Source organism: Bradyrhizobium brasilense (genome assembly GCF_029714345.1).
GTDB classification, from domain to species: domain Bacteria; phylum Pseudomonadota; class Alphaproteobacteria; order Rhizobiales; family Xanthobacteraceae; genus Bradyrhizobium; species Bradyrhizobium australafricanum.
This window is the reverse complement of sequence record NZ_CP121669.1, coordinates 8,430,776-8,456,455: the sequence shown is the minus strand read 5'-3', so window position 1 is coordinate 8,456,455 and position 25,680 is coordinate 8,430,776. Positions and strand designations below refer to the sequence as shown.

At 55.9% G+C, this 25,680-nt stretch carries 19 protein-coding genes; 5 read left to right on the top strand and 14 right to left on the bottom strand.

What is annotated here, in order from left to right:
• The first annotated feature begins 51 nt into the window (after positions 1-51).
• Positions 52-2,004: a type IV secretory system conjugative DNA transfer family protein gene (locus QA635_RS39190; RefSeq protein ID WP_283065262.1), complete on the top strand. Its 1,953-nt coding sequence runs from the start codon at positions 52-54 to the stop codon at positions 2,002-2,004.
• Between the two features lie 28 nt (positions 2,005-2,032).
• Here QA635_RS39190 and QA635_RS39185 read toward each other — a convergent pair whose 3' ends face one another.
• Complete coding sequence (locus QA635_RS39185; protein ID WP_283072192.1) at positions 2,033-2,221, bottom strand: hypothetical protein; 189 nt, start codon at positions 2,219-2,221, stop codon at positions 2,033-2,035.
• A 39-nt stretch (positions 2,222-2,260) separates the two neighbouring features.
• Here QA635_RS39185 and QA635_RS39180 point away from each other — a divergent pair, with 39 nt between their 5' ends.
• Positions 2,261-3,367 (top strand): replication-relaxation family protein, encoded by a 1,107-nt coding sequence (locus tag QA635_RS39180; RefSeq protein ID WP_341850451.1) that lies wholly within the window; start codon positions 2,261-2,263, stop codon positions 3,365-3,367.
• 62 nt (positions 3,368-3,429) lie between these two features.
• On the opposite strand, the gene QA635_RS39175 is transcribed toward QA635_RS39180, so the two are convergent.
• Together QA635_RS39175 and QA635_RS39170 are read right to left on the bottom strand one after the other, a co-directional pair.
• Positions 3,430-3,906 (bottom strand): Lrp/AsnC family transcriptional regulator, encoded by a 477-nt coding sequence (locus tag QA635_RS39175; protein ID WP_283065260.1) that lies wholly within the window; start codon positions 3,904-3,906, stop codon positions 3,430-3,432.
• Positions 3,907-4,077: 171 nt separating this feature from the next.
• Entirely contained in the window at positions 4,078-7,017 is a 2,940-nt protein-coding gene (locus QA635_RS39170) for an Ig-like domain-containing protein (RefSeq protein ID WP_283065258.1), read from the bottom strand.
• A 1,400-nt stretch (positions 7,018-8,417) separates the two neighbouring features.
• On the opposite strand from QA635_RS39170, the gene QA635_RS39165 reads away from it, so the two are divergent.
• Positions 8,418-9,158 carry a tyrosine-type recombinase/integrase gene (locus QA635_RS39165; RefSeq protein ID WP_283065256.1) on the top strand — a complete coding sequence of 247 codons (741 nt, stop codon included), beginning with the start codon at positions 8,418-8,420 and terminating at the stop codon, positions 9,156-9,158.
• A 295-nt stretch (positions 9,159-9,453) separates the two neighbouring features.
• Here the strand turns inward: QA635_RS39165 and QA635_RS39160 are convergent, their stop codons facing one another.
• The 8 genes from QA635_RS39160 to QA635_RS39125 form a co-directional block, all read right to left on the bottom strand.
• Positions 9,454-10,521: a hypothetical protein gene (locus tag QA635_RS39160; RefSeq protein ID WP_283065254.1), complete on the bottom strand. Its 1,068-nt coding sequence runs from the start codon at positions 10,519-10,521 to the stop codon at positions 9,454-9,456.
• 330 nt (positions 10,522-10,851) lie between these two features.
• Entirely contained in the window at positions 10,852-11,772 is a 921-nt protein-coding gene (locus tag QA635_RS39155) for a S1/P1 nuclease (protein WP_283065252.1), read from the bottom strand.
• Between the two features lie 927 nt (positions 11,773-12,699).
• The gene (locus QA635_RS39150) at positions 12,700-13,191 is read right to left on the bottom strand and encodes a hypothetical protein (RefSeq protein ID WP_283065250.1); all 492 of its coding nucleotides are present in this window, start codon (positions 13,189-13,191) and stop codon (positions 12,700-12,702) included.
• Between the two features lie 336 nt (positions 13,192-13,527).
• Complete coding sequence (locus QA635_RS39145; protein WP_283065249.1) at positions 13,528-13,917, bottom strand: type II toxin-antitoxin system PemK/MazF family toxin; 390 nt, start codon at positions 13,915-13,917, stop codon at positions 13,528-13,530.
• Between the two features lie 252 nt (positions 13,918-14,169).
• On the bottom strand, positions 14,170-14,949 hold the full coding sequence (locus QA635_RS39140) for a molybdate ABC transporter substrate-binding protein (protein WP_283065247.1): 780 nt from the start codon (positions 14,947-14,949) through the stop codon (positions 14,170-14,172).
• 48 nt (positions 14,950-14,997) lie between these two features.
• Complete coding sequence (locus QA635_RS39135) at positions 14,998-15,834, bottom strand: Crp/Fnr family transcriptional regulator (RefSeq protein ID WP_283065245.1); 837 nt, start codon at positions 15,832-15,834, stop codon at positions 14,998-15,000.
• Between the two features lie 309 nt (positions 15,835-16,143).
• Positions 16,144-16,644, bottom strand: coding sequence for a hypothetical protein (locus QA635_RS39130; protein ID WP_283065243.1), 501 nt, complete (start codon positions 16,642-16,644; stop codon positions 16,144-16,146).
• Positions 16,645-16,889: 245 nt separating this feature from the next.
• On the bottom strand, positions 16,890-17,222 hold the full coding sequence (locus QA635_RS39125; protein WP_283065241.1) for a hypothetical protein: 333 nt from the start codon (positions 17,220-17,222) through the stop codon (positions 16,890-16,892).
• A 984-nt stretch (positions 17,223-18,206) separates the two neighbouring features.
• On the opposite strand from QA635_RS39125, the gene QA635_RS41620 reads away from it, so the two are divergent.
• Positions 18,207-18,656: a hypothetical protein gene (locus QA635_RS41620; protein WP_341850411.1), complete on the top strand. Its 450-nt coding sequence runs from the start codon at positions 18,207-18,209 to the stop codon at positions 18,654-18,656.
• Between the two features lie 104 nt (positions 18,657-18,760).
• Positions 18,761-19,045, top strand: coding sequence for a DNA -binding domain-containing protein (locus tag QA635_RS39115; RefSeq protein ID WP_283065239.1), 285 nt, complete (start codon positions 18,761-18,763; stop codon positions 19,043-19,045).
• 142 nt (positions 19,046-19,187) lie between these two features.
• On the opposite strand, the gene QA635_RS39110 is transcribed toward QA635_RS39115, so the two are convergent.
• The 3 genes from QA635_RS39110 to QA635_RS39100 all read right to left on the bottom strand — a co-directional run bounded on the left by QA635_RS39110 (position 19,188) and on the right by QA635_RS39100 (position 25,647).
• Positions 19,188-19,952, bottom strand: a complete 765-nt coding sequence (locus tag QA635_RS39110; protein WP_283065237.1) for an FkbM family methyltransferase — start codon at positions 19,950-19,952, stop codon at positions 19,188-19,190.
• Positions 19,953-20,288: 336 nt separating this feature from the next.
• A complete protein-coding gene (locus QA635_RS39105) occupies positions 20,289-21,542 on the bottom strand; it encodes an O-antigen ligase family protein (protein WP_283065235.1) in 1,254 nt (417 codons plus the stop codon).
• Positions 21,543-21,711: 169 nt separating this feature from the next.
• Positions 21,712-25,647, bottom strand: a complete 3,936-nt coding sequence (locus QA635_RS39100) for a glycosyltransferase (RefSeq protein WP_283065233.1) — start codon at positions 25,645-25,647, stop codon at positions 21,712-21,714.
• Positions 25,648-25,680 lie beyond the last annotated feature (33 nt).

Sequence of the window (25,680 nt, the reverse complement as noted above, 5' to 3'; positions counted from 1 at the left end):
CGCGCGGCGCATTTCGGATCGATGTGGGGTCACGAGGACTCGATTGCTCGTATGAATACATATATTGCGCAGCAGGTTGGGGAGCTGATTGACCTCCCGTCGTCAGCCGAACTTCTGAAAGCTTTGGACCGATGCCAACAGGAGGTCCTCGCTCTTGAAACGACCATCTTCTCGTTCCTCGAAATCGACCTCAACAGCGCGAATCTCTCCATAAAGGAGCACGTAGGCCTGCGTCGCTTTCTGCGCGCAAAAGAGCACTTCCTCACGAACGACGAACGTGTAGGCGATCTGCTCATTACGGCGCTACGCGATGCGTGTTGGGGCTTTATTTCTAACCTGCCCGCCTTATCCGAGACTTTGGATGCTGCGCCGCTCACGGTTCCACTCGTCTGCCTATTACGCGAGCCGGGCGATCTCGTGGACCGATTTATTGGCACCATCTGCAGAAAGGAAAATATCGAGGCTGGTCTCTTTGTAACGCTGCACGAGCGTCTGTATGCCAATTTGTGCGAAGCCTCAGGGAATTCTCCTGATGATGAGAAGCCCCGGCGGCCGATGATCTACGCGAGTGATTCCGATCTTCCGCCCATCGAGTTGGTCGAGGCGTATCTAAAAGGGACTCCCTTCGTCGATCTTTTCCTGTGTCCCGTACCCTTCTCGCTTCCTGAAAAGTCTCGCTTCGAGCACCAATGGATCGTGGCGCCGCCCGGCGCCGGTAAGTCGACCCTCCTTCAATACTTGATCTCGCGCGACCTTGAGCTTGTAGCCGCGGATCAAGCCTCGATCGTCGTGATGGAAAGCAATCGCGATCTGATCAAGGCCATAGAGGGTCTAAAGGTGTTCGCGCCTGGGGAGCGCCTTAGTGGGAAGCTCGTCGTGATCGACGCCGAAGACGTCGAGTGGCCGGTTGCTCTCAACCTCTTCGATGTCGGCATCGCGACGACGCAGGCTTACTCGCCGGCGGAGCACGAAGGATTCCGAAACGCTGTGCTCGCGCTCTACGATTACATCTTCAGCGCCTTACTTTCGGCGGAGATGACCAGCCGGCAGAATACCTTGTTTCATTTCACGATCGAGCTTTTGCTCACCATCCCGTCGGCTACCATGGATACGCTCATTGATCTCATGCAGCCGAAAGGCCTTGCGACGTTCAGGGAGCATCTATCAAAGCTTGATCCGGACGCGAGGCGCTTTTTCGAGTTGAAGTTCAACAGCAAAGAGTTCGACCGTACGAAGGAGCAGGTCGTCGACCGGCTATTCGCGGTCAAGCGCATCCGGACGCTCTCGCGAATGTTCGCGGCACCGAGATCCAAATTCGACTTTTTCACTGAAATGGGCGCTGGGAAGGTTATTCTCATCAACGTCCCGCAAAGCCTGCTTCAAGAAGACGGCGTCGAGATCGTGGGTCGCTTTTTTATCTCAATGATCCTGCTCGCAGCGCATAAGCGGCAGCTTCTTCCAAAGGAGCAACGACTTCCATGCTTCGTCTATATCGACGAATGTCAGGACTTTATCAAGCGCGACCCCAAGATTCCCGCCATCCTTGACCAGGCACGCAAGCTCAACGTGGGCTTGGTCCTTGCGCATCAGCGACTGCAGCAGATGCAGCCACAAGTACTCGATGCGCTTTATGGTGCGACTGCGATAAAGTTTGCGACTAAAATAAGCGACGCAGCGGCTCATTCGCTTGCGCGTGACATGCGAACGACCCCCGAATTCATCCTCAATCAGCCTCAGTACCATTTCGCCGCGTATATCCGCGGAGTGACAAATACCGCGCTGTCGGTTGGCATCCCGGCCACGGATCTAAATAAGGCGCCACGCATGACGGCCCACGAGCACAAAGAGGTCCGGAAGAGCATTCGAGAGCGCTATGCGGTTAGCCCACTTCCTCCGGAGGCTGCTCGGGCGGATATCCGTGTGCCGCGGACTGCCTCAGAAAATCCGGTTGACGTTGATCCCGCGCCAACGCCCGACCTAGGCGGAGATGACTGGCGTTCATAAGAAGAAGCCCGCCGAAGCGGGCTTACCTTTAGTTTGGTGCGTTGGCTGCTTTTGAAGGACACGTGCTCGCGCGGTGTCCAGGCTCGTTGCATATCGAGCATTTTGCAATACGCCGTTCGCGACCTGCGCCGCCAAGAAGCTCGCCGAGTTGGGCGTCCAATTCCTCGCGCTTGGCGATGAGTTCCTTAACGCGCGCGATCTTGCTCTCCAAATCCATGTGAACCACCTCCTTTCCGAGGAAGAGATAGTCCCTGCAATGTCGCTCTGTCTGCTCCATTCGTCGCGAGGCGGCTCGGCCGCTTTCTGGTATGTGCCGCTATGCGGATGTGTGAGCGACAGTAGCGGCTCTTCACTTTTTGTTGTGAGCGCGAGCCGATCGTCCGCGTGCGATGTCGTCTCTGATACATTCCATTCGATGGATGACACGTTGACCTTCGTTGCGAAGCGTCGGCCTCGCTTTCGCCGCTCGCTAGAACCTCTTCCGTTTCGAATTGCGGAGGGCGACGTGCTTATCCTGCGGCAACTCGCTCGCCATCGCTTCTTGCGATCCACTCACATTTCGGCGCTTATTGGCCGCTCACTCGATCGCACCAATGATCGACTATGTCGTCTCTATCACGCTGGATATGTCGACAGGCCTCGAGCGCAACTCGATTACTATCCCACATCGGGATCAGCACCTATGGTTTACGCACTCGGCGACCTCGGCGCCCAGTTGCTTAGCGAGTGCGGTGTGGAGTTCGCAAATCATGAGTTGAGCCGAAAGAGTCGGGAAGCGGGCCGACCATTTCTCGAGCACCAGCTCGAAATCGTCGACTTTCATGTTGCGCTCGAACAGTCCACGCGTGGTCGGAGTGACGTACAGCTCATTTGTCCAGAAGAGATCATTGCGAACTCACGGGAATACGCGCGCAAGATGCGCAATCCGTTCGCGCTTAGGACCAACGTCTCGCACAATGGGAGTTCGCTGGACGTCGCCGTGATTCCCGACCTCGTATTCGGCTTGATGTTTCCGGACGGTTCGCGCCGCTGCTTTATGGTAGAGATCGACCGCGGCACGATGCCGATCAGCCGCACCGATATTGCGCAATCGAGCCTAGAGCGAAAGATGCGGGCGTATCTCACCGTTCATGCCGAGGGGCGGCATACGCAGCAATTCGGTTGGAAGACATTCCGCGTTCTCGTGGTAACAACGGATGAACAACGGTTGCGGTCGATGCTTGGAACGCTGCAACGGCTTCATGTTGGGGAGAGGCCGGGCGCGGCCCTATTCTTCTTCGCTTTGCGAGACCAGCTGCGCATCAGTGGCCCCTTCGCGCACGTGTGGCACGATGGGTTAGAGCAGAATGTTGGATTGATGTAGTCGCGCTCAGGTAGAAAGTCCGCTAGATCCCGCGCGCGCCGCCCGTGCGCATCAACGTTCGGTCAATCCTCGGACGGCATCTCAACCGGGACAGCAAACCCCGCCTTTACGCGATCTAACACGACCATCGTTTTGAAGCACTTGATGTCAGGGTTCACATACAAGAATCGCCGGGTGAAGTCCTCATAGTCTTCCATGGTGCGGGCCGTAACGTAGAGGACAAAGTCGGCGTCGCCGGTGACGTAGAAGCCGTTGACGACTTCAACTGACGATTTGATGGCCTTCTTGAACCTGTCGATAATATCCGAACGTTCTCGCTCCAGGCTTACAAGCACCAGCAGTTGAATAGGTCTCCCTACGGCCTTCGGCGAAACGATCGAGATATCGGCCTCGATGAGGCCTTCGGAACGGAGCCTCTTCAGGCGCCGCTGACACGCGGTGGCCGAAAGCCCCGCCCGCTCGCCGATCGCCTCGGAAGTTAGACGATTGTTCTTTTGCACGATCTCGAGGATACGGGCGTCTATCCGATCGTACCGCATAATCGGACCCCAGCCTGGTGACGAATTTCGCTGCAAAATGCCTCTAAGGCGCAGGAAATCATCCCTAGATTACGTAAGTCCAGCGATGCTTTCAACAAGGTAGCCCATTCGGCCTAGTCGGATGTGCGTGTATCTCTGACCGCGAGGCCTGAGCTGGTCACGTCTACACCTCTAAACAATATGAAAGTCGCTCGTCGTCAGCTGATTGAGGTGCGTGCCGAGCAAAGTCACGGTATCGCTGACGTCGTAGGTGATGATGACATCCTTCCCTACTTGCACGGCGTGGTTCAGGGCATCCTTCGGACTAGCAAACGCTGCGTGATCGAACTCCAGCAAGTCGTGGCTCTTACCGGTTGCGGTGAAATCCCTGACGACGTCTTGGCCGAAGTGAACGCCGGCGAAGTCGAACGTGTCGGCACCGGCGCTACCTGTGAAGAAGTCGCTGAATGGGGTGCCGGTCAGAATGTTGTTCGCCGCGGTGCCATAAACCACTGCTCCGCTCGTCCCGACATTCCCTGCCGCATCGGTCGCTGTTGTCGAGATACTATGAACGACAGCGCCGGACAGAACACCTGTAGTGAAGGTCCATTGCCCATTGCTGCCGGACGTCGTCGCGCCTAAGACGGTCGTTCCATCAATGACCGTAATCGGCATGTTTGCTTCGGATGTCCCCGATAACGTAAACGTTCCATTCTTATTCGCTACGTAGTTCGTCAGCACGTCGACAGGTGCACGAGTATCGACCGTAAATATCAATGGATACGCCCCAACATTCCCCGCCAGGTCCGTCTCTTCCGCCAATATTGTGTGCTGGCCGTCAGCCAGGCCGGCAGGCGCGAAGCTCCACGCGCCGGAAGCATCAGCGTTTGTCGTGTCAGCGACCTGAACGCCGTCAATGATGAAGTGCACGACTGCGTTCGGATCTCCCGATCCGATGAGAGCGGCATCTTTGGTAATTCTATCGGTGGAAGAAATGCCGGTATCGTTCGCCAACCGGATGGTCACGGCGGCTGCCGTATTATCGATAACAAGCTCGTCGGGCCCAGCTGTGCTGACGGTATCGCCGTTGATGTCGGTCAGCGTGACGGAGAAGTTGTGTATTCCGTCAACTAAACTCACGTCCAGCCACCAGCTTCCTTCGAAGATTGTAACTGGATCGAGCAGGGTATTTCCGTCGAACACCTGCACTGTTTCCCCATCGATGACTCCGGACATCGTACCCGTCAACATCACGTGACCGTCTTGGGTCGCTAAGTCGGAGTTTAACGCGCCCGTATCGCGCTCCAACACCACGCTATCGAAGCTCACGCCGAGGGTCGGGACAGCTGTAAGGGAAATACTGCCGTCGGCGTGATCAACAACGACCTGCTTTCCGTCGGCGCTAATCTGTGCGAAGAGGCCTTCTCCCAGCTGAACAGTCGTGTGCGCAAGGCGATCGTATACGTAAATCCCGTCACTCACGGTAGGAACGATGCTGGGAACCAACTCGTTTCTCACGCTGTATACAACGTAGCGTCCGTCCCCGCTTATCGATGGATAGAAGGCATGGTTGTCGGCGTGCCCACCATCAGCAAAGGAGATCAGCTCAGTTGTACGAGTTGTCTGATCATAGACGAAGATGTTCGCGCCGTCCGTTATCTCACCGGTGGTCTGATCAACTGTCGCATGAATGAACGCTATGTATCGTCCATCAGCACTTATTGACGGTATGTAGCCGGCGCCATCCGACGTAACGTTCTGCAAGCTCTGGTTGATCTGATCGTAGACGAAGATATTGTTCTTGCTCTGAAACACCAGGTAGCGCCCGTCGACGCTGAATTGTAGATTATTGCCATCAATCCCATTCGCTTTGTCTGCCGCGACCAAGCTCAGGGATTCGGCGGCACGATTGTAGATAAATATCTCGACCCCATGATTGGAGCCGTCATTCGTGATTGCGTCAGTTTCGAAGGCCACATAGCGCCCATCTGGACTGATGGTCAGAGCTTGACCAGTTGCGGTCCCATCAGTCGGGCTTGAGATGAGTTCGACCTGATGGGTGCTCCGATCGTAGACGAAATTGTTCCAACCCGGCGGGCTCCCAGGGACCAAGTTTGAGGCCCCGGTTATGAACGCGACATACCGGCCATCTCCGGTGATGGTTGGGTCGAAGCTATGCCAATCTCCTTGGGTTCCGTCGTTCGAGACAGAGACGCGCTCTGTTGTGTTGGTAAGCCGGTCATATACAAAGATATCCTGAACGCCATTCGTATCGTTCGGAACCAAATTTGTCGCGTCGCTCGTGAAGGCCGTGAAGCGTCCGTCAACGCTCATTGGCTGGAAATCACCATCCCAGGTCCTTTCGAGCGTGCCGGGCGCCCCGGCGGCAGGACCTTCCCTTTTGGGGGCCATACCAAGGTCGGTGAGGATCGCAATATCGAGATCACTTATCGTCCGTCTACTGCCACTTGGCGTCTCGACGTTCATGAGGTCAATCGAGTCACTGCTGGCAATATGATATATGGAATCGTTGTTTTGATCGGAGAGGAGGACCGGCGATTCTCCATTAGCCTTGTCTGCATTCGGTCCATCGAATAGTTTGAGGTCGGGAACCATATGCTCGTCGAACGGCGTCTCGTCTGTTGCAGGATTGAGCGTCTTGCCTGTTGCAGGATCGAACCGGCTCGATTGAGCGAAGGCCCCGCTAAATCCAATGCCGTGTCCGATTTCATGAGTAAGGACCGTTAGTAAATCGTAGGCGCCCTGCGGCGGTGCACTGGCTGGATCGAGCCAGAATGTATAGTCTCCGTTGATGTTGATGATCATGTCGGTCGCTGATCCATTTGGATCGGCGGCGCCGGCAATTGACTGATAGGCGCAGTCAGTTTCGAAGAGCGTCTTTCCGTCAACGGCGGTGCCGATTGGCACGAATACGGGCACGCATGACGCGAGTGCGCCAGTACCGTCAAAGAAGCTGTTGGGTTCAATATTGAGCGTCACCTGAATGCGTGCGTCACCGGCCAAGGCATTTGACCAGTTGGCAAATGCCACCTGTAAGGCGGGCAGAAATTGCAACGAGTTAACAACAGCAGGGTTCTCGTTGTTGAGCGTAATCTGAACACTGATTGTCATCCTCGGACACTCCTCAAAATCCGCTACCGTACCATGTATTCGGCCTCGAGCTCGTTGAATTCATTGTTGGACATGTATGTTTCAGTCTTGTTGTTGGGCTTGGGGTTCAAGCACGTCACTCGGGCGTCCCTTGAACATTCAACAAGCTCGTCAAAGGTAACTCCGCGAGCGGTCTTATCCTTGATCGCGCGGTAGATAGCTGATCCTTTCCAGCATCCCGCATCAATAACGCAAATTCGTTTCTCTATCTCAATAAAGCAGGAATGCAGCTTTCTGCTCCAATGGCTCACAATTGTCGACGGATCATATTGATTGTATGACCCTAGGTACACCTGCAGAAACTTGGCCTGTAGCTGCGAACACGCTTGTTCTTCAGGCGCGCTCGCCACTTCGACCCCTGGTGCGGGATGATCGATGACAGATTGAAGTGAGAGGCTAGAGCTCGTTCTTAGGAGAGGCAATTCGATCGATCGATCCTCTACTCGAACTCCGAAATAATGATACCCGGTGAGCACGATGGTACTAATCATCAATGCGCCCGCTATTACCGTGAACGTTGCCTTCAACATACGAAAAATTATAACTCGTGCCGCTCTCGGGAGCACGTCGCCATAGTCGCTAACTGCGCAAAACGAACTGATGCGAGCAATCATTGCAACACGGCTGTCAGGCGCTCAGTGCGTCCCAGCTTAATGGGACGCCCACTTTGATCGGGAGACAAGAGCAGCTACATCGATCCAGAGGAGTACTCCCTATGCGCAGTAACTTTGTGGATCATCCTTGGAAATGCTGGACTACAGAACGCCAAACGGCTCCCTCATGGAAAGCAATAGCTTCAGTTCTTTTCCTGCGAGACAATACGGTCTCGGTGGTTATTGGCCGCCCGCAACGGTGATGCGGGCGGTGGAAGGTGCTGTGTATTTCACTTGATCCGACCTTGAGCCTTGGCGCCATTGCAGCGTTCGACGCCTGCCGGCCCCCAGCCCAATCTGTCGCGTGCGTCGCGAACACACGTGCTGTAGCTGCGATCCAGACATACTTCTACCCGTCCATTTGGTCCGGTTCGCCAAGCCGTTGGCGCATTGCAGCGAATACCTGCACTTGCAAGGGAGCCAGGTTCGGTAGGCGCGGCATGGGCGCAGCCAAGTCCCGCCACCAGCCCCGTAGTCAGAATAGTGAAAAAAACGCGGTTCATACCCGCCCTCCAAATCGTGCCGCCGTCACTGCGGTGCCTGCCGACAGTCCCGACGGGCAACCCCGGCGCGTGTGTACGAATTAGATGAAAATTGTTGGGCGCTGATACCTCGGCCGCGCCGCTGCTTCTCGATAGCTGCGCGATGCTACCGTATGGCCAATTTTGTTTCAGGCATGTGATATGCTTTGGTTTGTAGGCATCTTGTATGCGCGATACCTTTAGCTTCGCTAACCCAAGGCGCGGTAATACGCGTCAAACACAGCGAAAATCGCTTGAAACAAAATTGGCCATTTTGTTGCAGGGATCAAACAGAAGCGCGACAAACATGCGCCACCCCACCGCCGAGCTCAGCCTCTTCAGCGCAACCGGTACCCGCAAATATCTCACGAGCGCCGAACGCGAACGATTCCTGCAGGCGATCAAGGATATCGAACCATTAAAGCGGCTCTTCTGTACAGTCTTGCTCTGGAGCGGCGGGCGTGTTTCGGAGATCCTCGCACTCACGCCGGAGACGGTTGATGCCGATCTCTGCAGCGTTGCGTTGTTGACGCTCAAGCGGCGCCGCAAACACGTCGTGCGTCAGATACCGTTGCCGCCCGAGGTGATGCGTGAACTAGACGCGCAATTCGACCTGGGAAGGCGGCTAGCGGAGCCGAGACTCTGCCGAGAACGGCTATGGCCGTGGAGCCGTACAACGGCGTGGCGAGTCGTAAAGGAGGTGATGCAACGTGCGTCGATTACAACGCCGGCTGCATCTCCGAAGGGGCTGCGGCACACGTTCGGAGTGGCTGCGTTCGAGGCCGCTGTGCCGCCGCACCTTGTGCAGCGCTGGCTCGGCCACGCCTCGCTGCGCACGACCAGCATCTACGGCGACGTATTGGGCGACGAGGAGCGGCGGTTTGCCGAACGGATGTGGGATGGTCGCCATGATCATCCAACAAACTGACTGCGCGATTTTTGCGGGTGCTCGCACACGGCATGCGCGGCGCGCTGCGTTTTTGTGTTCAATGAGCGTAAGGGGCAAAGGGGTGCTGTGAAGCACCCCTTCCGTTCTAACGAACCCGTTAGCCCGCGGTAACAAGCCAACGTGGTTCGCCTGTGTTCGGCGAGTTCCATGGCACGGAGCAGAGCGATTCACCCTCCTGCCGAGGTTGTTGAGGCAGACGCCTGGCGAATTATCTGAATCTGCTCGGCTGCTCAGGAGCGTAGAGTGAGACGGGCGTAGCGAGTCCGAACCTAGCTCAATCCGTTGAGCATTTTGAAGCTGCATACAGAAACAGTGTCGCAGGATCTTCGGCGATCTGAAAGAGCGCATATACAAAACCATCTCGGGGAATATTTGCGGCCGCAGCCGCCGCAGGCAATACAGCGTCAGCCTTCGCCTTGGTATTCTGGTCCTTGCCTGCGAGACCGTCCATCAATACCTTCATTTCGAACGCGCCGCGCAGCCCAAATGATCTGAGTTGTTTGAGCTTATCTGCAAAATAGACCCAAGCGAGTGCTTGGCCAACAATGTCGATGACGTATGGCAAGGGTAAGCTTGATCGCATCGAAAGGTCGATTGGGTCACACCACGCAAGCTGAGGAATCGTTGTCATGTCAGCATCTTCGATTCGGTCGGCAATCCACCGATCGACGCCGTTTAGTGCTGGAATCTGATCGTCCATGACATCCGCTACGATTCCAAGTTTGAGTTTGTCGTCCGCCACACGTCGAAAGACGGTTTGTAGCGTATTCAACGGGAAAGCGCCGACCGCAAAAGCGATAAAAGGAGCAACTCCCTCCCTCATTGAAGCAACGAAGGCCAATCCCACTGGTACGGCAATTGTTATTCTGAGGGCTCCGCGAAGTATGTCTGCGGGAACGAGATTTCGACGTTGTGCTCGGCCAACGAAGTCCCAAGCGACATAAGTGTAAGCGCCGGCGATCGCGGCTGTAACAGCATCTAACCCGTTATTGGGGGTTAGCAGCCGTATTAAGCCTTTCGCGAGACAGAGGTTCTCGGGAAAGGAGACCGCGCAAAGTATAAGGATTGGTACCACGAAGCGTTCGCGGCCGTACCGCCGCGCATAAAACGCAGAGAACTCTTGATCTACCTCCTCAGAGGTCTTTGTCTCGAGAGATCTATTCCAGAAAACTTCCAGATAGGTCCGCTTCGCGTTAGCGACGAGGCTACTGTCGACCTCCTCCTTCTTTCGTTTCCAGCCGTGCACGAGAAAACTGCACAGCGGGTAGATGAGAAATCCGGTCAGAAGGAGAGACATAATCAAAGGCGATACTTCTGTAGGCAAAAAATCAAACCTACTCATGGACGGCTCCAATGTTGGGAATCTAGCGAACGGATCGTTCTACTGGCCGGACTGCTTCACGCGCGCCCTTCACCAGCGCGCGCGGTGTCCCCATTTACGTAGGGCCTAACGGCCTAGGAATGTCGTGTGATACCAAGTCCTCGTCGGTTCGGAGAAGCAAAAGTGCAACATCCCTTCGTCCATGCCGGGCAAAGAGGCAAATGTTAAAGGGCTCTCGATGGGAGATCCGGCAGCGTAGGCAACTCATGGAAAGCTGCCTACGCCAATGGTCTGAAGGAAGGACCGTTTCGCTGCCACGGCCGTAGCTACCGGTTGATACGCGGCGCCTTTCTAATGCAGCGCGTTGTTTAGGAGCGTCGCAAGCCGCGCTCCCGCGATGGCCGCCCGCGCGTTCGCAACCACCTTCGCCTTCCGCTTGTACGCGTCGCTAATGGTGAACGGCCCACCGCCGACACCGATCGGCGGCTTGTAAACGTCGCTCTTGGCCAGCTCGAAGCTCTCAACGATCCAGGCATGGACGTCCTCGTTGGCGGCGCTGCCAGCGGGCGCATCATCGATCTTTCGGGCTGCATTGATCGCTGCGCGCGTGCTCGTCCCTGTTCCAAAAAGATCGTCCCAGAAGGCATGCAGTTCGTTCCTGCACGGCCTCTCACATAATTTCACCTCGTTGCCACCACGATCGCCATCCGGCAAATCATGGGTGAAACGCGAGGTCGCGTGTAGGGGTTGGTGCACGTCACCGACCAAGTGAAGCAGCCAGACGAGGTCATACGATCTCACGTCATCGGAGGCTTCCGAGGCGAGCGCGTCACGGAAGGCAATAATCTGAGTCTCGGCGTTAGGCTCGGGCCCGTCATGCGTCTGAGTGTTGTCCGGCGAGAATGGGATATCCTTGTAGTGCCAGTAGCGATGCATCAGTGTGTCGCGGTATCCTATATTGCGTGCCGAATCGGGACCTGACGGCTTCTCGCCGTCATCCGTGTAATCGTTCTTTTTCTTGATATCGTCGGCCCATCCGGCGGCCCGGGTAAAAGCAGCCTTGCTTTTCTCGCGGCTCGAGAAGCCCTCAACCCAGTGATCATAATCCGGGTTCAGCCTCAAGAGCTGGCTGACTCTGGCCTTGGTTGTGGGCGTCAGCTGATCCCAAGCGATCGCCGCGATCTCCATATGGCCTCTGAGATTCCAGGCGGAGGCGTCACTGGAAAAAAGCAAACATATCGCAAAAGACATTATTACCGCTTTAGCTTTCATCGCACTCTCCAAAAAAGTGATGGGTTTGCAAAATCACTGACAATCGGTAGCTGGATGTTAGGCATGCACTCCCGGCTCGGCCTCGTGACCGACTACGAGTCTTTAGAACTCGCGCCTTGAGATGGCGCCGTCCAGCCAAAGGTTGTATGAGGTGCTATACTCGTTCAGCATGAAGAAAATACAACCGTAGATTTTTCTAGCATGAGGCGGCTGGTATGCCCGCGCCTCAACATCGAATTTGTTTGCAACGAATTTGAGGGGCGCTCCGTCCGTAACGGACCGACTATTGCTTTCATAGCTCCTGATTCGCGCCAATACTGACGCCTGGCGGCGCGCGATCAGCAGTCTAGATCGATATGATGGAGCAAACGGATTGAAGCGCCCGCACAGCCTCTCACAATACTGAAATGTCTTTTAACTGCCGAAGCGTTGCCGCGGCTTACTCGAAGAGAATTATGTGCCTTGGTAAGGAAGTGGGTGCCCGCGCACGATTTTGGCTGTTAGCCGGATGGCGCCGCGGTCAGCATCTCGTCGTTGTGCTTTGCATCGCGGTCAATGTCTCATTGGTAAGCATCGCGTGCGTGGATCAAAACGTCGGCAGGTCGACGATAAGCTCGACGCACCAGCGAAGCGCGCAAGAGCCAGGTTGCTGCGACTGACGGTTGGATCAAAGCGAGCTAAACCGCCGCCCGGGAAACCCGACAAGTAGAAAGCGGAGGCCCGCCTCAGTTGGCGGCCTCTTTAATTCGGTCATTGGGATCGCGATCCTCATCGTCCGGACGACCATGATCGTCATCCTTGGCAAAAATCTCTTTGTCGATTTCCAGTTTCTGGATGCGGACCGGACCAACGCGCTATATCGCCCCGCGCAAAAGGCAAGAAAGCCGCCGCCGAGCGCCGGTCGGCGACGGCTGGTTCGAGATACCTCTACTTCAGTTTGTAGGTACCGGTCTGATGATTGCAGTCCTGAAACGATCCCGCCTTGATGACCGGAAATGGCCCGAGGGGTTCGACCGTGCCGCTCGTGATCATTCCTTCATACTTTCCGGTCCCGACGACGAACTCCCGGATCAGCTTTCCGTCGCTTCCGAGCGAGAAATATGAAAGCCGCTTGTTGCCGTCTGCATCGGTAGCCTCGCAGACGGAGCTCCTCGTATCCTTCCCGCCGAGCGACGCGTTCATGCCGACACACCGGAACGACTCCTTATCGAACATTCCGCCCGGGGCGGTGCTCCGGATAGAACCTGTCATTTCAAAGCTCGATGCAGTATGCGTCTTCGAAAACGAGATGGCATTGGTGGTACCAGACCAGCAGGCGGTGTAATCGTAGCTACCCTCCTTAAGCAGTTCGGAGGAGAGTGCAGGACCCACGAAAGCAAACGCCATCGACGCTAAAACGTACCTAACTGCCTTCTTCATAATGCTCTCCATTGCAATGACTGATTGACCAAAGACGCAGCGATCGGATTGGCCGCTGCCGATGAATGATCGCACGACCGATGCGCCGGCGGAACGTCTAACTGGAATCGGTCCAATATTCCCACTGCTTTCGGGGCAGGTGCATTTTTCCAACGCAACTAGGTAACTACTGGTGGTTTTGCGGCGAACCGAGAAAAAATCGTGCTTGAGAACATTGAGGGGCACAGATCACGAGGACGAGAATGTCGCTTCATTGCGCATGCAGCTCGTGTTTGCTAGAATAGAGGCACATTCGGCATTCGCCGCGGCCCCGTCAGCAATGACGGGGAATTTTGTTTAAAGCTTGTAGAGCTTGCGGAAACCGTCCTTCACGCGCTCAAAGTCGTCACTGTCAACTCTTCCCAACCGAGATGACAGTCGGCGAAAGTCGATTGCCCGCGCTTGATGCAGGCAGGCTGCCACGTCCTTACCGTGCTGCTGGAAGGCAACGTACCAAGTGCCTTCACGTAGCTGCGTCGTAGTCGGAATGACGAAGTAGAAGCCGTGCGCGAGCTTTTTCAGAACGATCACGGGGCGGGAGAATAAGTCGCTCTTACCGTTGATCTCTGATCCGACGTTTTCTCCCATACTTGCCCACCAAATATCTCTTTCCGAAACTAGAGGCGGTGCATGCTTCGCTTTGTGCAGTCGCTCCTTCAATCCAAGCCATTCGAAAAATCGCTTCATAAAGTGTGGAGTGATTATACCGCACCTAAGGCAGTCTCCCGACGATCTTGCATTCCACCGCCAACTCGGACACCGAGAAACTATTCGAGATGATGGACACTCTCTCGCGTATAAACGGCTCGTGTGTGGGAAGTTCGGAAAGCCAGGCGGTGGCGTCCTGGCGGTATTGGGGATCTTTCAGACTGAAGCATCTCCAGATGTCAGCACGTCAACAGGTACCTTGCCGCATCACCCCAAAAACGCAGAGGATATCTAGTAGCTGGTGTCTGCGCGCGGCGTAATACCATGAGCCGTGAAGGCGGCCGCCGCTTCGGAAGAGTGCAGGTACTTGAGGACCCTGCGTCCTGCCTCTTCATTGTTGGAATGCTGGCCCAAGGCGGCTGCCAAAATCGTAACGCTGTTTAGCTCCGCTGGAAGATTGCCCACCTTCTCAACGCCTGCAACCGAGACTATTTCGGGCTCCAATTGGATGGCGAGGTCTGCCTCACCGCTGACCACCAGGTTCGCGGCAAGCCCCCCGGCCGGCGGATATTTCGTCTTCCTCTTGATCTCTTCGGCAATGCCCATTCGCTCCATGAGCTTCGCGATGTAGACGCCGCTCGCACCGCCGGTTGCCGGATCGCTGAAGGCCACGGATTTGGCTTCCAGCAGTGTTCGCTTGAATGCCTCCGGCGTCGAAATGTCGGGTTTCGTAGCTCCACTTCTAACCGCAACGGCAATGCCGGTGCTGGCAAACACCGCATCGTGCTCGACGATGGCTTTGCCCTCCTTGGCAAGTCCGTCGAGAGCAGGTTTTGTGAGGATCAGGACATCAACCTGTTCACCTTCCTGCACACGCTTGGAAAGCATCGCTGCCGTGGCCCAGGAAATGACGAGCTTGCTTCCGGATGCAGCTTCTAGCTTCGGCATAAGATCATTCAGCGTCGATTCCACCGCTGTAGTGGCAAACGTCTTCAACTCTGCTGCATTCGCGCTGGGCAAGAACAACAGCAAGCCGGCGGCAAGAATGGCTATCCTCGATACGACATCCATTTTGGGAGTCTCCCTCGATTTCAAACCTAAATGCCCTTGGCGAACTTGCTAGCTCACGCGCTCTTTTGTCGAAATTTTGGACTGAGACAAGGCATAAGCGCTTGAGACAAGCTTGTAACAACAGCATGCCTTTTGCTCGAGGTGCTCGCGTTCATCGATCTGTAGAACGCCGCGCATTTTACGAATGAGCCCTTGCTCTTCGAATCTAATGAGCGTCTCCGTGACCCCGGCGCGGCGCAATCCTAAGACGGAGGAAAGATAGTCATGGGTAACTGGCAGAACACGAGCGTCAACAGCATCGCAAGCCAAACAAAGCCAGCTGGCCAGCCTCTGTTCGCGGGCGTGCCGAACCCCGCACAATCCTGTCTGAACGCACTGAAACGTCAGCGCTTGGACATACTCGAAAAGATTCTCACGGATCTCCGGACGATCCTTCACTAGCCGGCGCAATTCGTCGACATGGATTCTGTACGCATTTCCCGGAAACAGCACCACAGACTGATGCGTCGACAGATGTCCGCCCCACAAAAATGAAGCGCCTACAACCCCTCGATATCCTATGACTGCCGTTTCGAGCATGGTCCCACCCGCGACCACCCGTAGCGAGACCAGGCCCGACTCTATGAAATAGACGTGCTCGACATGTCTTTTCGGCTCTTGAAGAACCATGCGCTCGTTCAGGACGATCGGCTCGAGACGTTTCCCTATTGCCGCGAGGTCTTCCACAGAAAGACGTGCGAGAATCGCATTTTTGACGAAGGTCCGCTTCTCAGGACGCGACGTAAGAGGCTGGTGAGGCATCGGCTGTGTTCCGGACGCTCGCTTGCGAGCTGCGTCTCTGGAGCAGTCAAGCGCTTCGAGCACGGTGGCCGCGTGATCGGTCATTGTCCCTCCCTTGGAGCGGGCTTTTTGTGCCCGGCCCACCAAGCCCGACGAGAAACGGATAGGTGTAGCAGCGCTCGCATGGAGCGTCAGCGTCGTTGCCTCTACGCGGTGGTAGAGGGGCGCCTCACGGCCATGCGAGTGCTGCCGCTCACCCTCAAGGATTCCGACACGAATGCTCCGAGAAACATTGTACGTAAAGAACGAACCACTCGCGGTTCTCATCTAAGTGTGTCGTCTCAGCTGCAGATTGGATCGTTTCGTACAAAAGATCCTAAGGGGCGGTCGTCACGGTGAGATACCAAAAGAGTCTCACTGCAAAGTCGCAGCTGATTCGATTTCGCCAGTCTCGTTAACAAGTGCAATGTACGGAAGCGGCGGCTTGCAAATATCGCCCCCAAATCCCAGTTCCTCTTTATTCCTTGGCAGGAGCGTCCGAAATTGCTGAGACGAATGCCTCAGCCGGAACTGCTCCGATACAGTCAAACTGTAGTTCGAGGCCGTGCCATTGGAGTCGACAAATAGCACGATCAGCTGACTTCGATCTTCTTCTCCAATCTCGAACTTCTTTAGAAGATCTTCACAGCGACTGCATGTTTCATCACCGATCAGAAGACGGAAACGAGAGCCTCGCAAATCGAAAGTGCTGCCTTGTTTTCCGTCTTCTGCCTTCCATTTTAGGAATGGGATCGAACTCCCGTGGTCCATGCCAAAATGCCTGCCGGATTGAGCGAAGATCGGAGGCGAAATTAGAAAGGCAAACGTGAGGACGGCCAGTACCATCCCCGCGATCCACAGTTGCTTGAAGTACACGAACGCTTATCCGCCGACGTTCAATCGAACCACTTGGCCGGTAACACCGGGTGTACCTTCGCGGCCAGACTTTCCAGGGCGACCGCCGGGACCGCCAGGTCCTGCATTGCCTCCTCCACAGCAAAGATGACCGTTGCCGCCTTCTCCGCCTTGTCCCCCTAAGCCAGGTGAGCCCGGATTGCCTCTCACGCCTGCGGCTCCACCACGGGTGTCAATATTGATCCGCTCGCTCCCGTTTGAGACGATCACAATGACGGTCCCACCGTTGCCTCCGTAGCCGGCGTCGCCGCCGTCTCCCGCGTCACCACCTGGACCGCCTGGACCACCGTTATCGCCTCCACGTCGGCAATTTCCGAACCAACAGTCTGAAACGTCCGGCCCTCGCCCATTGGCTCCGGAACTGCCGCGCGCGCCAGTGCCTCCATCGCCTCCATTTCCACCCGCCATACCCACATTGAATACCTGTAGCGACCCGGGATCACCGTCATACTTGTCGGCACGAAGGATAATGGCGCCCCCATGTCTTCCGGATGCGCCATCAACGCCGTGCCCGCCGTTTGATCCAGCAGAAATCCCATCCTGCCCACGCGATCCATTCACTGCTGGACCGTTGAAGGCAAGGATGCTCGCGGAGTTACCCTTCAGCGTCTTCGCTGTGATCTTGAGCTGATAGCCGTTGGTATAGACCCGAGCATTGGGCGCGAATTGCACATCCTGGTCGACCGCGCCGATCGCAGTGTCTGACGACAGCGTCTGCGAATTGATGGTCACTTGGCTATGCGCAACAGTACTACTTACCAAAAAGCTCAAAGTAGCGATCATGAATTGTGATCTCATTGGCCCTCCTACAATTGGCCTATAGTTCGCAGAAACGGATTGCAGTCGAGATTGTCGCGACAATTGATTACAACGTAATGTCAGCTTGACCGTGCTGCCGCCCACCCTCAAGGAGTCCGACACGAATGCTCCGAGAAGTATTGTACGCAAAGAACGAACCGCCCGCGGTTCTCATCTAAGTGTGTCGTCTTGGCTGCAGATCGGATCGTTTCGTACCGCCAAGATTGCTGCCATGGAATTCGAAGCGCGTTCTGTCCCTAACGGACCGACCTATTGCTTTCATGGCTTCGCATTCTCGCTAATATTGATGGCGGCAGCGCGAGCGATCCAAAAGGCTGGATCGACGCGATGGAGTGAGCGGACTAAACCGCCCGTACAGCCGCTTACAATGCTGAAGTTTTTTATGTTGCTGGAAGCGTTGCCGAGGCATACGCAAACGAGATTTATGTGGTCAGCATCCTTAGTAAGGAAGCGGGGTTTCCGCGCACGATTTCGGTTTTTAGCCGGCTGGCGCCGCAGTCACCATCTCGTCATTGCGTTGCTCTGCACGACGCTCAATGTCTCATTGGTGAGCCAAACTAGGGCCCAATGCACGGCGCAAGATGGTTTGCGGAACCAGTTGAAGCTCAAGAAAGCTACGCCACCAGCCCGCATGGGTCACGACTTGATCAGATCTGCCGCCGATATTGCGGTGTGTAATTGCAGTAGGGACGTTTGCAAGCTCATTGGCCCTGCGCGATGCGTTTGATGCAATCGGTTGCAACATCGGCGGCCTGGCCGGCGAGATTCTCGCTCGACCGGCCTTCGCCGTCAGCACAACAAAGAAGACGGTCAACCTCTTTGCAGTGTCGGTGCAAGAACTCGGGTTTGATACGGATGCCGTGAGTTTGGCAGCAATTTATGATCGCGCGCGGCAGCTGGGCTTCGGACTTGCGGCAGCAGAGGTCGCTCCGCAATTGAGGTTACAGTATTTCGATCAGCCCGTGGGTGAATTTCTTATCGTTGGAATGGAGCCAATCAAGACTTGGAGCGGCGTGCCGGTCATTCTGAACGTTGCTAATGGTGGAGCCGGACTACTCCTCATTGGTCAGGACGGTGCGGCTGATGCAGAATTCCCTGTGACTTCCCGTTTCGTTTTCGTGCGAGACAATGAGGTTGTACCAGCCCAAGGATAGAAGATGCCGCAACAATCAGCAATCCTTGACATGGCACTCGCTTCCCCAACGCTCGAACAAGCCAAACGCTATCGTCGACGGATCTACGTCCTGGGGAGATGGTCATGGAAAAGCCGCCGCTCAATCCCGATGTCGCTGATACGGCGCCGGCGGATGATATCCTGACGCCATATGACCAGAAACATGCGATCACCTATATGCGCATGTTGGACGCCCACGCCGAAGGCGCGGACTGGCGCGAAGTGACGGAAGTTGTGCTTCACATCGATCCCGAGCGCGAGCCGATCCGCGCCAGGCAGGCATACGAATCGCATCTTGCGCGCGCGAAATGGATGAGCAATTGCGGATACAAACTGCTGCTCAAGCATGGCTGGCCTGTGTCACACTAGGAAAACTACCAAACGAGCGTCTGTGCCTCCCTGCATCAGACGTGCTCGTGCAGAACGGAGATAACGGGAAGAGGTAGTTCCGGCCCCGCCCGATATCGAGCATCAAACGAGCGAGTACGCGCGCGATCGTTATGACCGCCAACTACGCGCCAAGCACTTCAGCGGTGCAGACATGTACGTCAACCCAGCCGGGTGCGAGATTTTCATCCATCGCCTTAAGCGCTCTCCATCGAAGATACATGTCCTTCACGGCTTCCAGGGGTGACCATCTTTGACGCGGGAGTTCGAGTCCGAACAGACCGCTTGTCTCTCCAGTAAAGCGAGCTTCGTGGTAGCTTCCTTCGGAAGGAGGGTTTGGAGCCTGCGTAAAAGGATGCATCCACTGGTTGACGATCTGACCGCGATCGTATCCGGCTTCGGCCAGGATATCGATATCCACTTCGCTGTTCACCTCTAGCGACACAAATACCGGGCGCCGATGATCCTTTGCTAGCTGATCGCGGAAGATTACGTCCGCTCCTTCCAGATCACACTTAATGTAGTAGGGGGTGCCGTATTGGTCGAGCAGTTCATGTAGATCAGTAGTGGGGACAATGATCTCGACCGACTGGTATTCCCCCTTTTCAGCGGCAAGTTTGGTAAGGCTACCCCAATCGTCTTTCTCGGGGACGCTATAGAATGAGGCTAGCTCACCCGCGCGACCCGACAGGGCCTTGTTGACGGCGGTAAATCTTTCTTCAAAGCGAGAAAGTCGCTCACGTGCACCGTTGCAGATCGACGGTACCGCCTCCAGACCGATGACGCGAAATCCTTTCGAGAGGTAAAATTCCGAATCAAGCCCTCGATGTAATCCCAAGTCGAAAATTAAATCGCGCTGAGGTTGCTGCTGACAACTAACAGACGTCAAGAAAAAGCCCCTCTCGTTCCAAGTGTTTCGACAGGCGTCAGCGTTTGCGGGCGAATGCTGAAAAATCGCCTGCTAAGAGACCTCTATGTATCATTACAATCTACTGGTGCGCAACCAAAACGAGAATCGTACTCCGAGCTACCGGTGAGCGGGACGAGCTTATGTGGTACGCGGCGGGACCTGCAAAAACCAGACGCGGCCTCACAATGGGTCCATCACGCGCTTGCGAAGCGCGTGGCCAAGTTCAGCCGCGAGTTCTTTTATGGTGTGGGGTACGTTCCCCAAAACGGCCGGATAGGTTGCAATTGCGACGGCGACGCAGAGTAGTCCAACGCGTCAGCTTGTGGAGCAACGCGTGGAGTCGGAAGGCTTTAGCTGACCTTGACCAAGCGAGGTCGAGACGCTTGCGGCCCGTTTCTCATGCAAGCTCACGCCAGCCGCAATGCCAACACCCAAGACATACATCCATCCCTCATGAAAATCGAATAGATGAGAATTGAAAAGGGAGCTGGTCATATTCTGGATTACGACAAGTAGTCCGAGCCAGCTCGCGAATCCGTCTCCGCGAAATAGCAGGAGATGGGAGATCCACATCGCATAGAGTGCAACAATCCCGATGATGCCCCATTGAACCGCAACGTTGAGGGTCTGGTTGTGCGGGTTCTTGGTCACTTGGGCGGCCAACCCGGTCTTACCGAGGGCATCGCGCTCAAACAATGCCTGTGCGGAGCCAGTCCCATTGCCGAATATGGGGGCTTCAGCGAAGAATTTCAGCGACTTTTCCCAATATTCGAGCCGCTGCCCAGTCGAGCGGACAATATTCTGCTTCGAGGACTGATATTCGATCCAGAGATCCGCGACGCGAGCGCGCAAATAGCCGGACGTGAACCAGACCGCGACGGCAACCACAACACAGGCACTAAAAAGCAGCGTCGATTGGCGGCGGTTGAGATACCTTGATGCGAAGACGATGAGCAGCACCGGAAGATAGACGATGGCTGCGCGCGCCGATACGACGAACGCCATGTTCGCGAAGAAGGCGAGCATCAGTGCGGTGCATGCCGCAGCAGCCCAGTAGTTGCCCTGCCGACAGAACGAAATAGTCCAGGGCGCGAGCGCGACCATGCACAGTACGAACTCCTGACTTTGATCGATATAGTTCTTGACAGGAACTCCCGCGCTCAGAGTGGTCGTCAGCTTCAGTTCGGGCTTAAACAGAACAATCCACGACAGCCCCATCAGCAGCGCACAAGATAGAACGAACGAGATGAAGATCCAGCTACCGCGCGGCGACCGCTGAAAATGGTAGATCAAAAATGGGAGTACGAGCAACTTGGCGAGAGGCTTGATGCCTATAAACGTTGCATGCCAGGAAACATCGGCCCAAAGAGTCCCGACTACCGCGATTAGGACCATCGTGAGCGGCAGCAAGCAAAACGGCCGGGTGACGAGATGGAGGAATGGACGGAAATCGGCCGACGAGGTCAGCGGGATCAAAGAGATCAACCACAGCAACAGGAAGACCGTGAGGCCGGTCGTCGACCACGGCAACATCACCGCGGACAAAGCCGCGAAGACATCGGTGTACAAAAACCGCGCTCGTGGTCCAAACCAAGGGCCGATTGCGAATGATTTTGGGATCGATGATCTGGTGGTTGTGAGCTCGATCATGTTCGAATACTGCGGCGGGCTGGACCGGAAACGAAGTCGGGGGCAGTTGTTGGCTCGACGCTCCTGAGTTGAGCGCTTCAAAATCCACCTAGTCGGCGAGTGAAGCGCTCTGCACGCGCGGATTTGCCGATCGGATCAGCGCCGTTAGTCCCTGCTCATAGGCGGCAAGCATCTTGCGCGCGTCGAGATTCCGCTCGGCGCTGCGCCGAGCGGCCTCCTTCATTCGTTGAAGAACTTCCCGATCGAGAGCAAGCTTCGTGAGCCTGTCTACAAACTCATCTATCATGCGCGGCTGACAAAGAAATCCATTCACGCCGTCACGGACGAGTTCAGGTAAGCCCCCTACGGAAGACGCAATGACCGGAACGCCCAGTGCGAGCGCCTCCAGGACGACAACCGGTCTGCCGTCGAGCCGTGAAGGCAGGACAAGCACGTCATACGATGAGACCCAGGGGCGGACATCGTCAACTTCGCCGATAAGATGAAAACGATTGCCAAGGCCTGCCGACGCGACTGCGCTCTCGATTTCTGTCCGAAGCGCTCCGGCTCCGGTCATCACGAACAAAATCGGCAAATGTGATGACTTACGGGCAATTTCAATGAAGGCCAGAGGGTCTTTCTCCTCAGACCAACGGCCCGAAAAGCCGACAATGAGTTCGTCCGGCGTTGCATTCAAATACTCGATGACGGAGCCGTCGCGAGGACGCGGCAGATAATCGTGCAGATCAATCCCGCTGGAGATCTGTCGGACGCGGTCTTGCGACTCTCCCGCATCGAGGAGAAACTGCAGGACCTCCTTGTTCTCCACGAAATTGACGTCGATAAGATGAGCGTATTTCCTGTTGTTCTTGGTGTGACCGACAGTATTGAACAACAAGTCTGCCACTCTGACCTTCGGGAATGCGGCGCGGATCGAGGGTAGCAGACTGTACATGAAGGCGCTGCCTGCGATCCAGATAACGTCGATCTCGCGGGTGGCGATCAGGTAGTTTACGAAATCCGGCCATCGATCCGCGGCAAGGAACCGGGGCAAATGGAATATTTCGGCGGTCGCTTGTTCGAACCAACTCGTGGAATCCCCGTGTTCGCGTCCAGCCTCGATTGAGGTTATGACCGTTACGCGCCATCCTTGTTTGGTGAGATGGGCGACAATGCCGCTGAGCAAACGCTCCGCTCCTCCTATCAGCGTAAACGGGAGCGCGAGCAGGATCGCTGGGGCTACTCTGCCCTTCGAAGCGCGTCCCAGAAAGTTGGTAGCGGCATTCTCCGGACGTCTATCTGCCGCTGCAGCAAGACGCGAAGCGCGAAGCGCGGCGGGCGTGACGAGGTCTCCCAGCGCCTGCCGGATCAACTTGCGATGAATTGGCATGCCGTGCAGGTCGCTCTGGGTGCTCAGGCTAGGGCCGTGGCGCCGATACAGGAAGAGGTGATCGTTTGCCATGTTATGGATACGCGCGCCCTGCGCTGCGAGCTGCGTCCAAAACAGCCAGTCCTCATAGACATGTCCGGTGACGGTGCGGTCGGTGTCGCGATAGCCGCCGGCCCTCTCCCAGAGGCTTCGGCGAAAAACCGCGCAGGTCAGAACATGGTTCCCTTCGAGCATGTCAGCCAGCACAGGCTCGCCAAGGATGCCGACCTTCTCATCAGAGCTTCCGAACTGCTGCATGGCGCTCGAGACAATGTCGTATCCATAGGTCTCCAGCAGGAATACCGCTTTTTCGATATATGTCGGCTTGAGCAGATCATCGGCATCGAGGCAGCAAATGTATTTTCCGCGGGCCTTGCTGATGCCGAAGTTTCGATTCGCACCTACTTGATGAGGCTCCGTCTGGACAACGACTGTTGTCTTGGGTCGCGTCAAGGCCAATGTCTGCTCTCGGGAAAGCGGTTCGGTTGAGCCGCCCTCGACAACAATCACTTCCAGATTGTCAAAGGTTTGCGCCAGCACCGAATCGACTGCTTCGGCAACGAAATGACCGTAGTTGAATGATACGATAACGACCGAGACGAGCGGTCGGTCGCTCGGCCATGCTGCGGCTTCGTCCACTGTCGGCTCGACAGGCTCACAAAAACCCGTTCGCTGGTCGAAGACCAGCCTTGGCAGCTGGATTTGAGCTGCGGCCAACTCCTCTTCGCGTAGCCTTCGCCGATTGGCGATCGTTTCGCGCAATCTTTGTCGAAGCTCAAAGTTTAAGGTCCATTTTACCAGCTTGAGCGCTTGGCGTGTCATCCGAGCCAGCTGAGGAACTCTATGCCCCGCCCGCCGCAATATCGACGTTGATCTCCAGATCGTGCTGCGGAGAATGAGGTCAATCTCGAACCCCAAGGCCGATACCTGATCGGTCAGGGCTCTAACGCTCTCCTTCAGATTTGCCACTTCTAGCTCTCTTGAAATCGTTTCAGCTTGAGCAGCTCGTTCGCGGTCGGCATAGTGGGCCTCCAAGAGTGAGACGTGAGTGGAGAGGCGTGCTCGATCGGCTGTAATGGCGATATTGCTATCCGTAGCGCGCGCGAGTTTATGGGAGAGCGCATTGATATGGATGGCCAGTTCCTGTAGTTTCAGCTTTGTATCCTGCTCCAGTTCGGAATATGCGGCCGCTGCCTGATCGAGCTCGCCGGTTAGAAATGTTATGCGCGCCTCTAGTTCTCTGGACTTCTTATCGCTTTGGAGCGCCAGTTTTGCATAACTCTCGGTCTCCTGTTTGAGCTGACCGGAGACCTGTTCAATTTGCGCCTCCAGCGCGTCAGAGTGAGCCTTGCTCTCGCGGGCCAGCGCCGCATAGTTTGCGGTCTCCCGCCTCAGCCGCTCGGAGAGCTCCTTTATTTGCGCTTGCAACGCTTCGGAGTGGGCGTTGCTCTCACGCGACAGCACGGCATAGTTTTCAGCCTCCTGGTTGAGTTGGTTGGAGAGCCGTTCTATCCGTTCTTGCAATAGATCCGAGTTGGCAGCGCTCGTCCGCAGCAGCACCGCATAGTTTGCGGCTTCCTCCTTGAGGTGATCGGAAAGTTCGCTTATCTGCGCTTCCATTGCCTCAGACGTAGCTTTGCTCTCGTTCGCTAACGCCGAGTACTTGGCGGTGATCGCAGCGCATTCGGTACGCGCGGCGGTCAATCTCCGGAGATCACTGGTCCAGAGCTGCTCAATTCGAGTCAACAGAGGTACGTCAAGAGCCGACTGCGATAGATCAGGCAGACCCACGAGCAGATCGGGTGTACTCTGCGCTGCGTGGATCAGCATCAGCTTTTGGCGTGCGGCGCGCAGCGTGCGCTCCGCTATGCGACCCTCAGTTCCCGTTATGCGGGCAAATAGCTCCTTGATGTCGTTGGTGCGCGAACCGTCGTGGAAAACGATCCCGACAAAGTTCGAGGCGAAGTCGCGGATGTAGATCTCGCCTCCGACTAGGTGAAATCCGAGCTCTTCTATCAGCAGACGTAGCGCGTCCCCCGATGGATAGAAGACATGTTCCAAGGAGCTCTCGAACCAAACTCGGTTTTGATGAGTGTCCGAGATGTAGGGCACTTCGAACAACAAAAAGCCGTCCGACTTGAGCAAGCTTAGCGCAGCCTGAACTCCGCGACGGAAGTCACGTAGGTGCTCGAATACAGCGATGGCGGTTACGCAATCGAATTGATGCGCATGCGTTTCCGGAATGGCGGGATCTAGCAGGTCCCGGCCCAATATCTTAATATTGACTTCCCTCGCATGCGCGATCATGCCCTCATTGACCTCGATGCCATAGAGGTCAAAAGTGCTCGGGAGCCGCTTCAGAAGATTGCCGTCGGCACAGCCAATATCGAGAATTTTTCCACCGTCCTTAAGGCGGCAAACCAGTTCAGCCGCCCACGACAGTCCATGCTCGGCCATCAATTGGTAGTCATTATAGCCCACGGCACCATCGACCTTCTGCGAGCCGTAGTATGCATCGTCGTAGAACGATCCAAGGTCCTCCGGTATCGCTTCTATGACGCCGAGCCCGCATTCGTCGCATCGAAGAACCGCGACATCGTCGGTGCGTGTTGCCATCAGGGTGAACGTTCGTCCCTGACAAGCATTGCA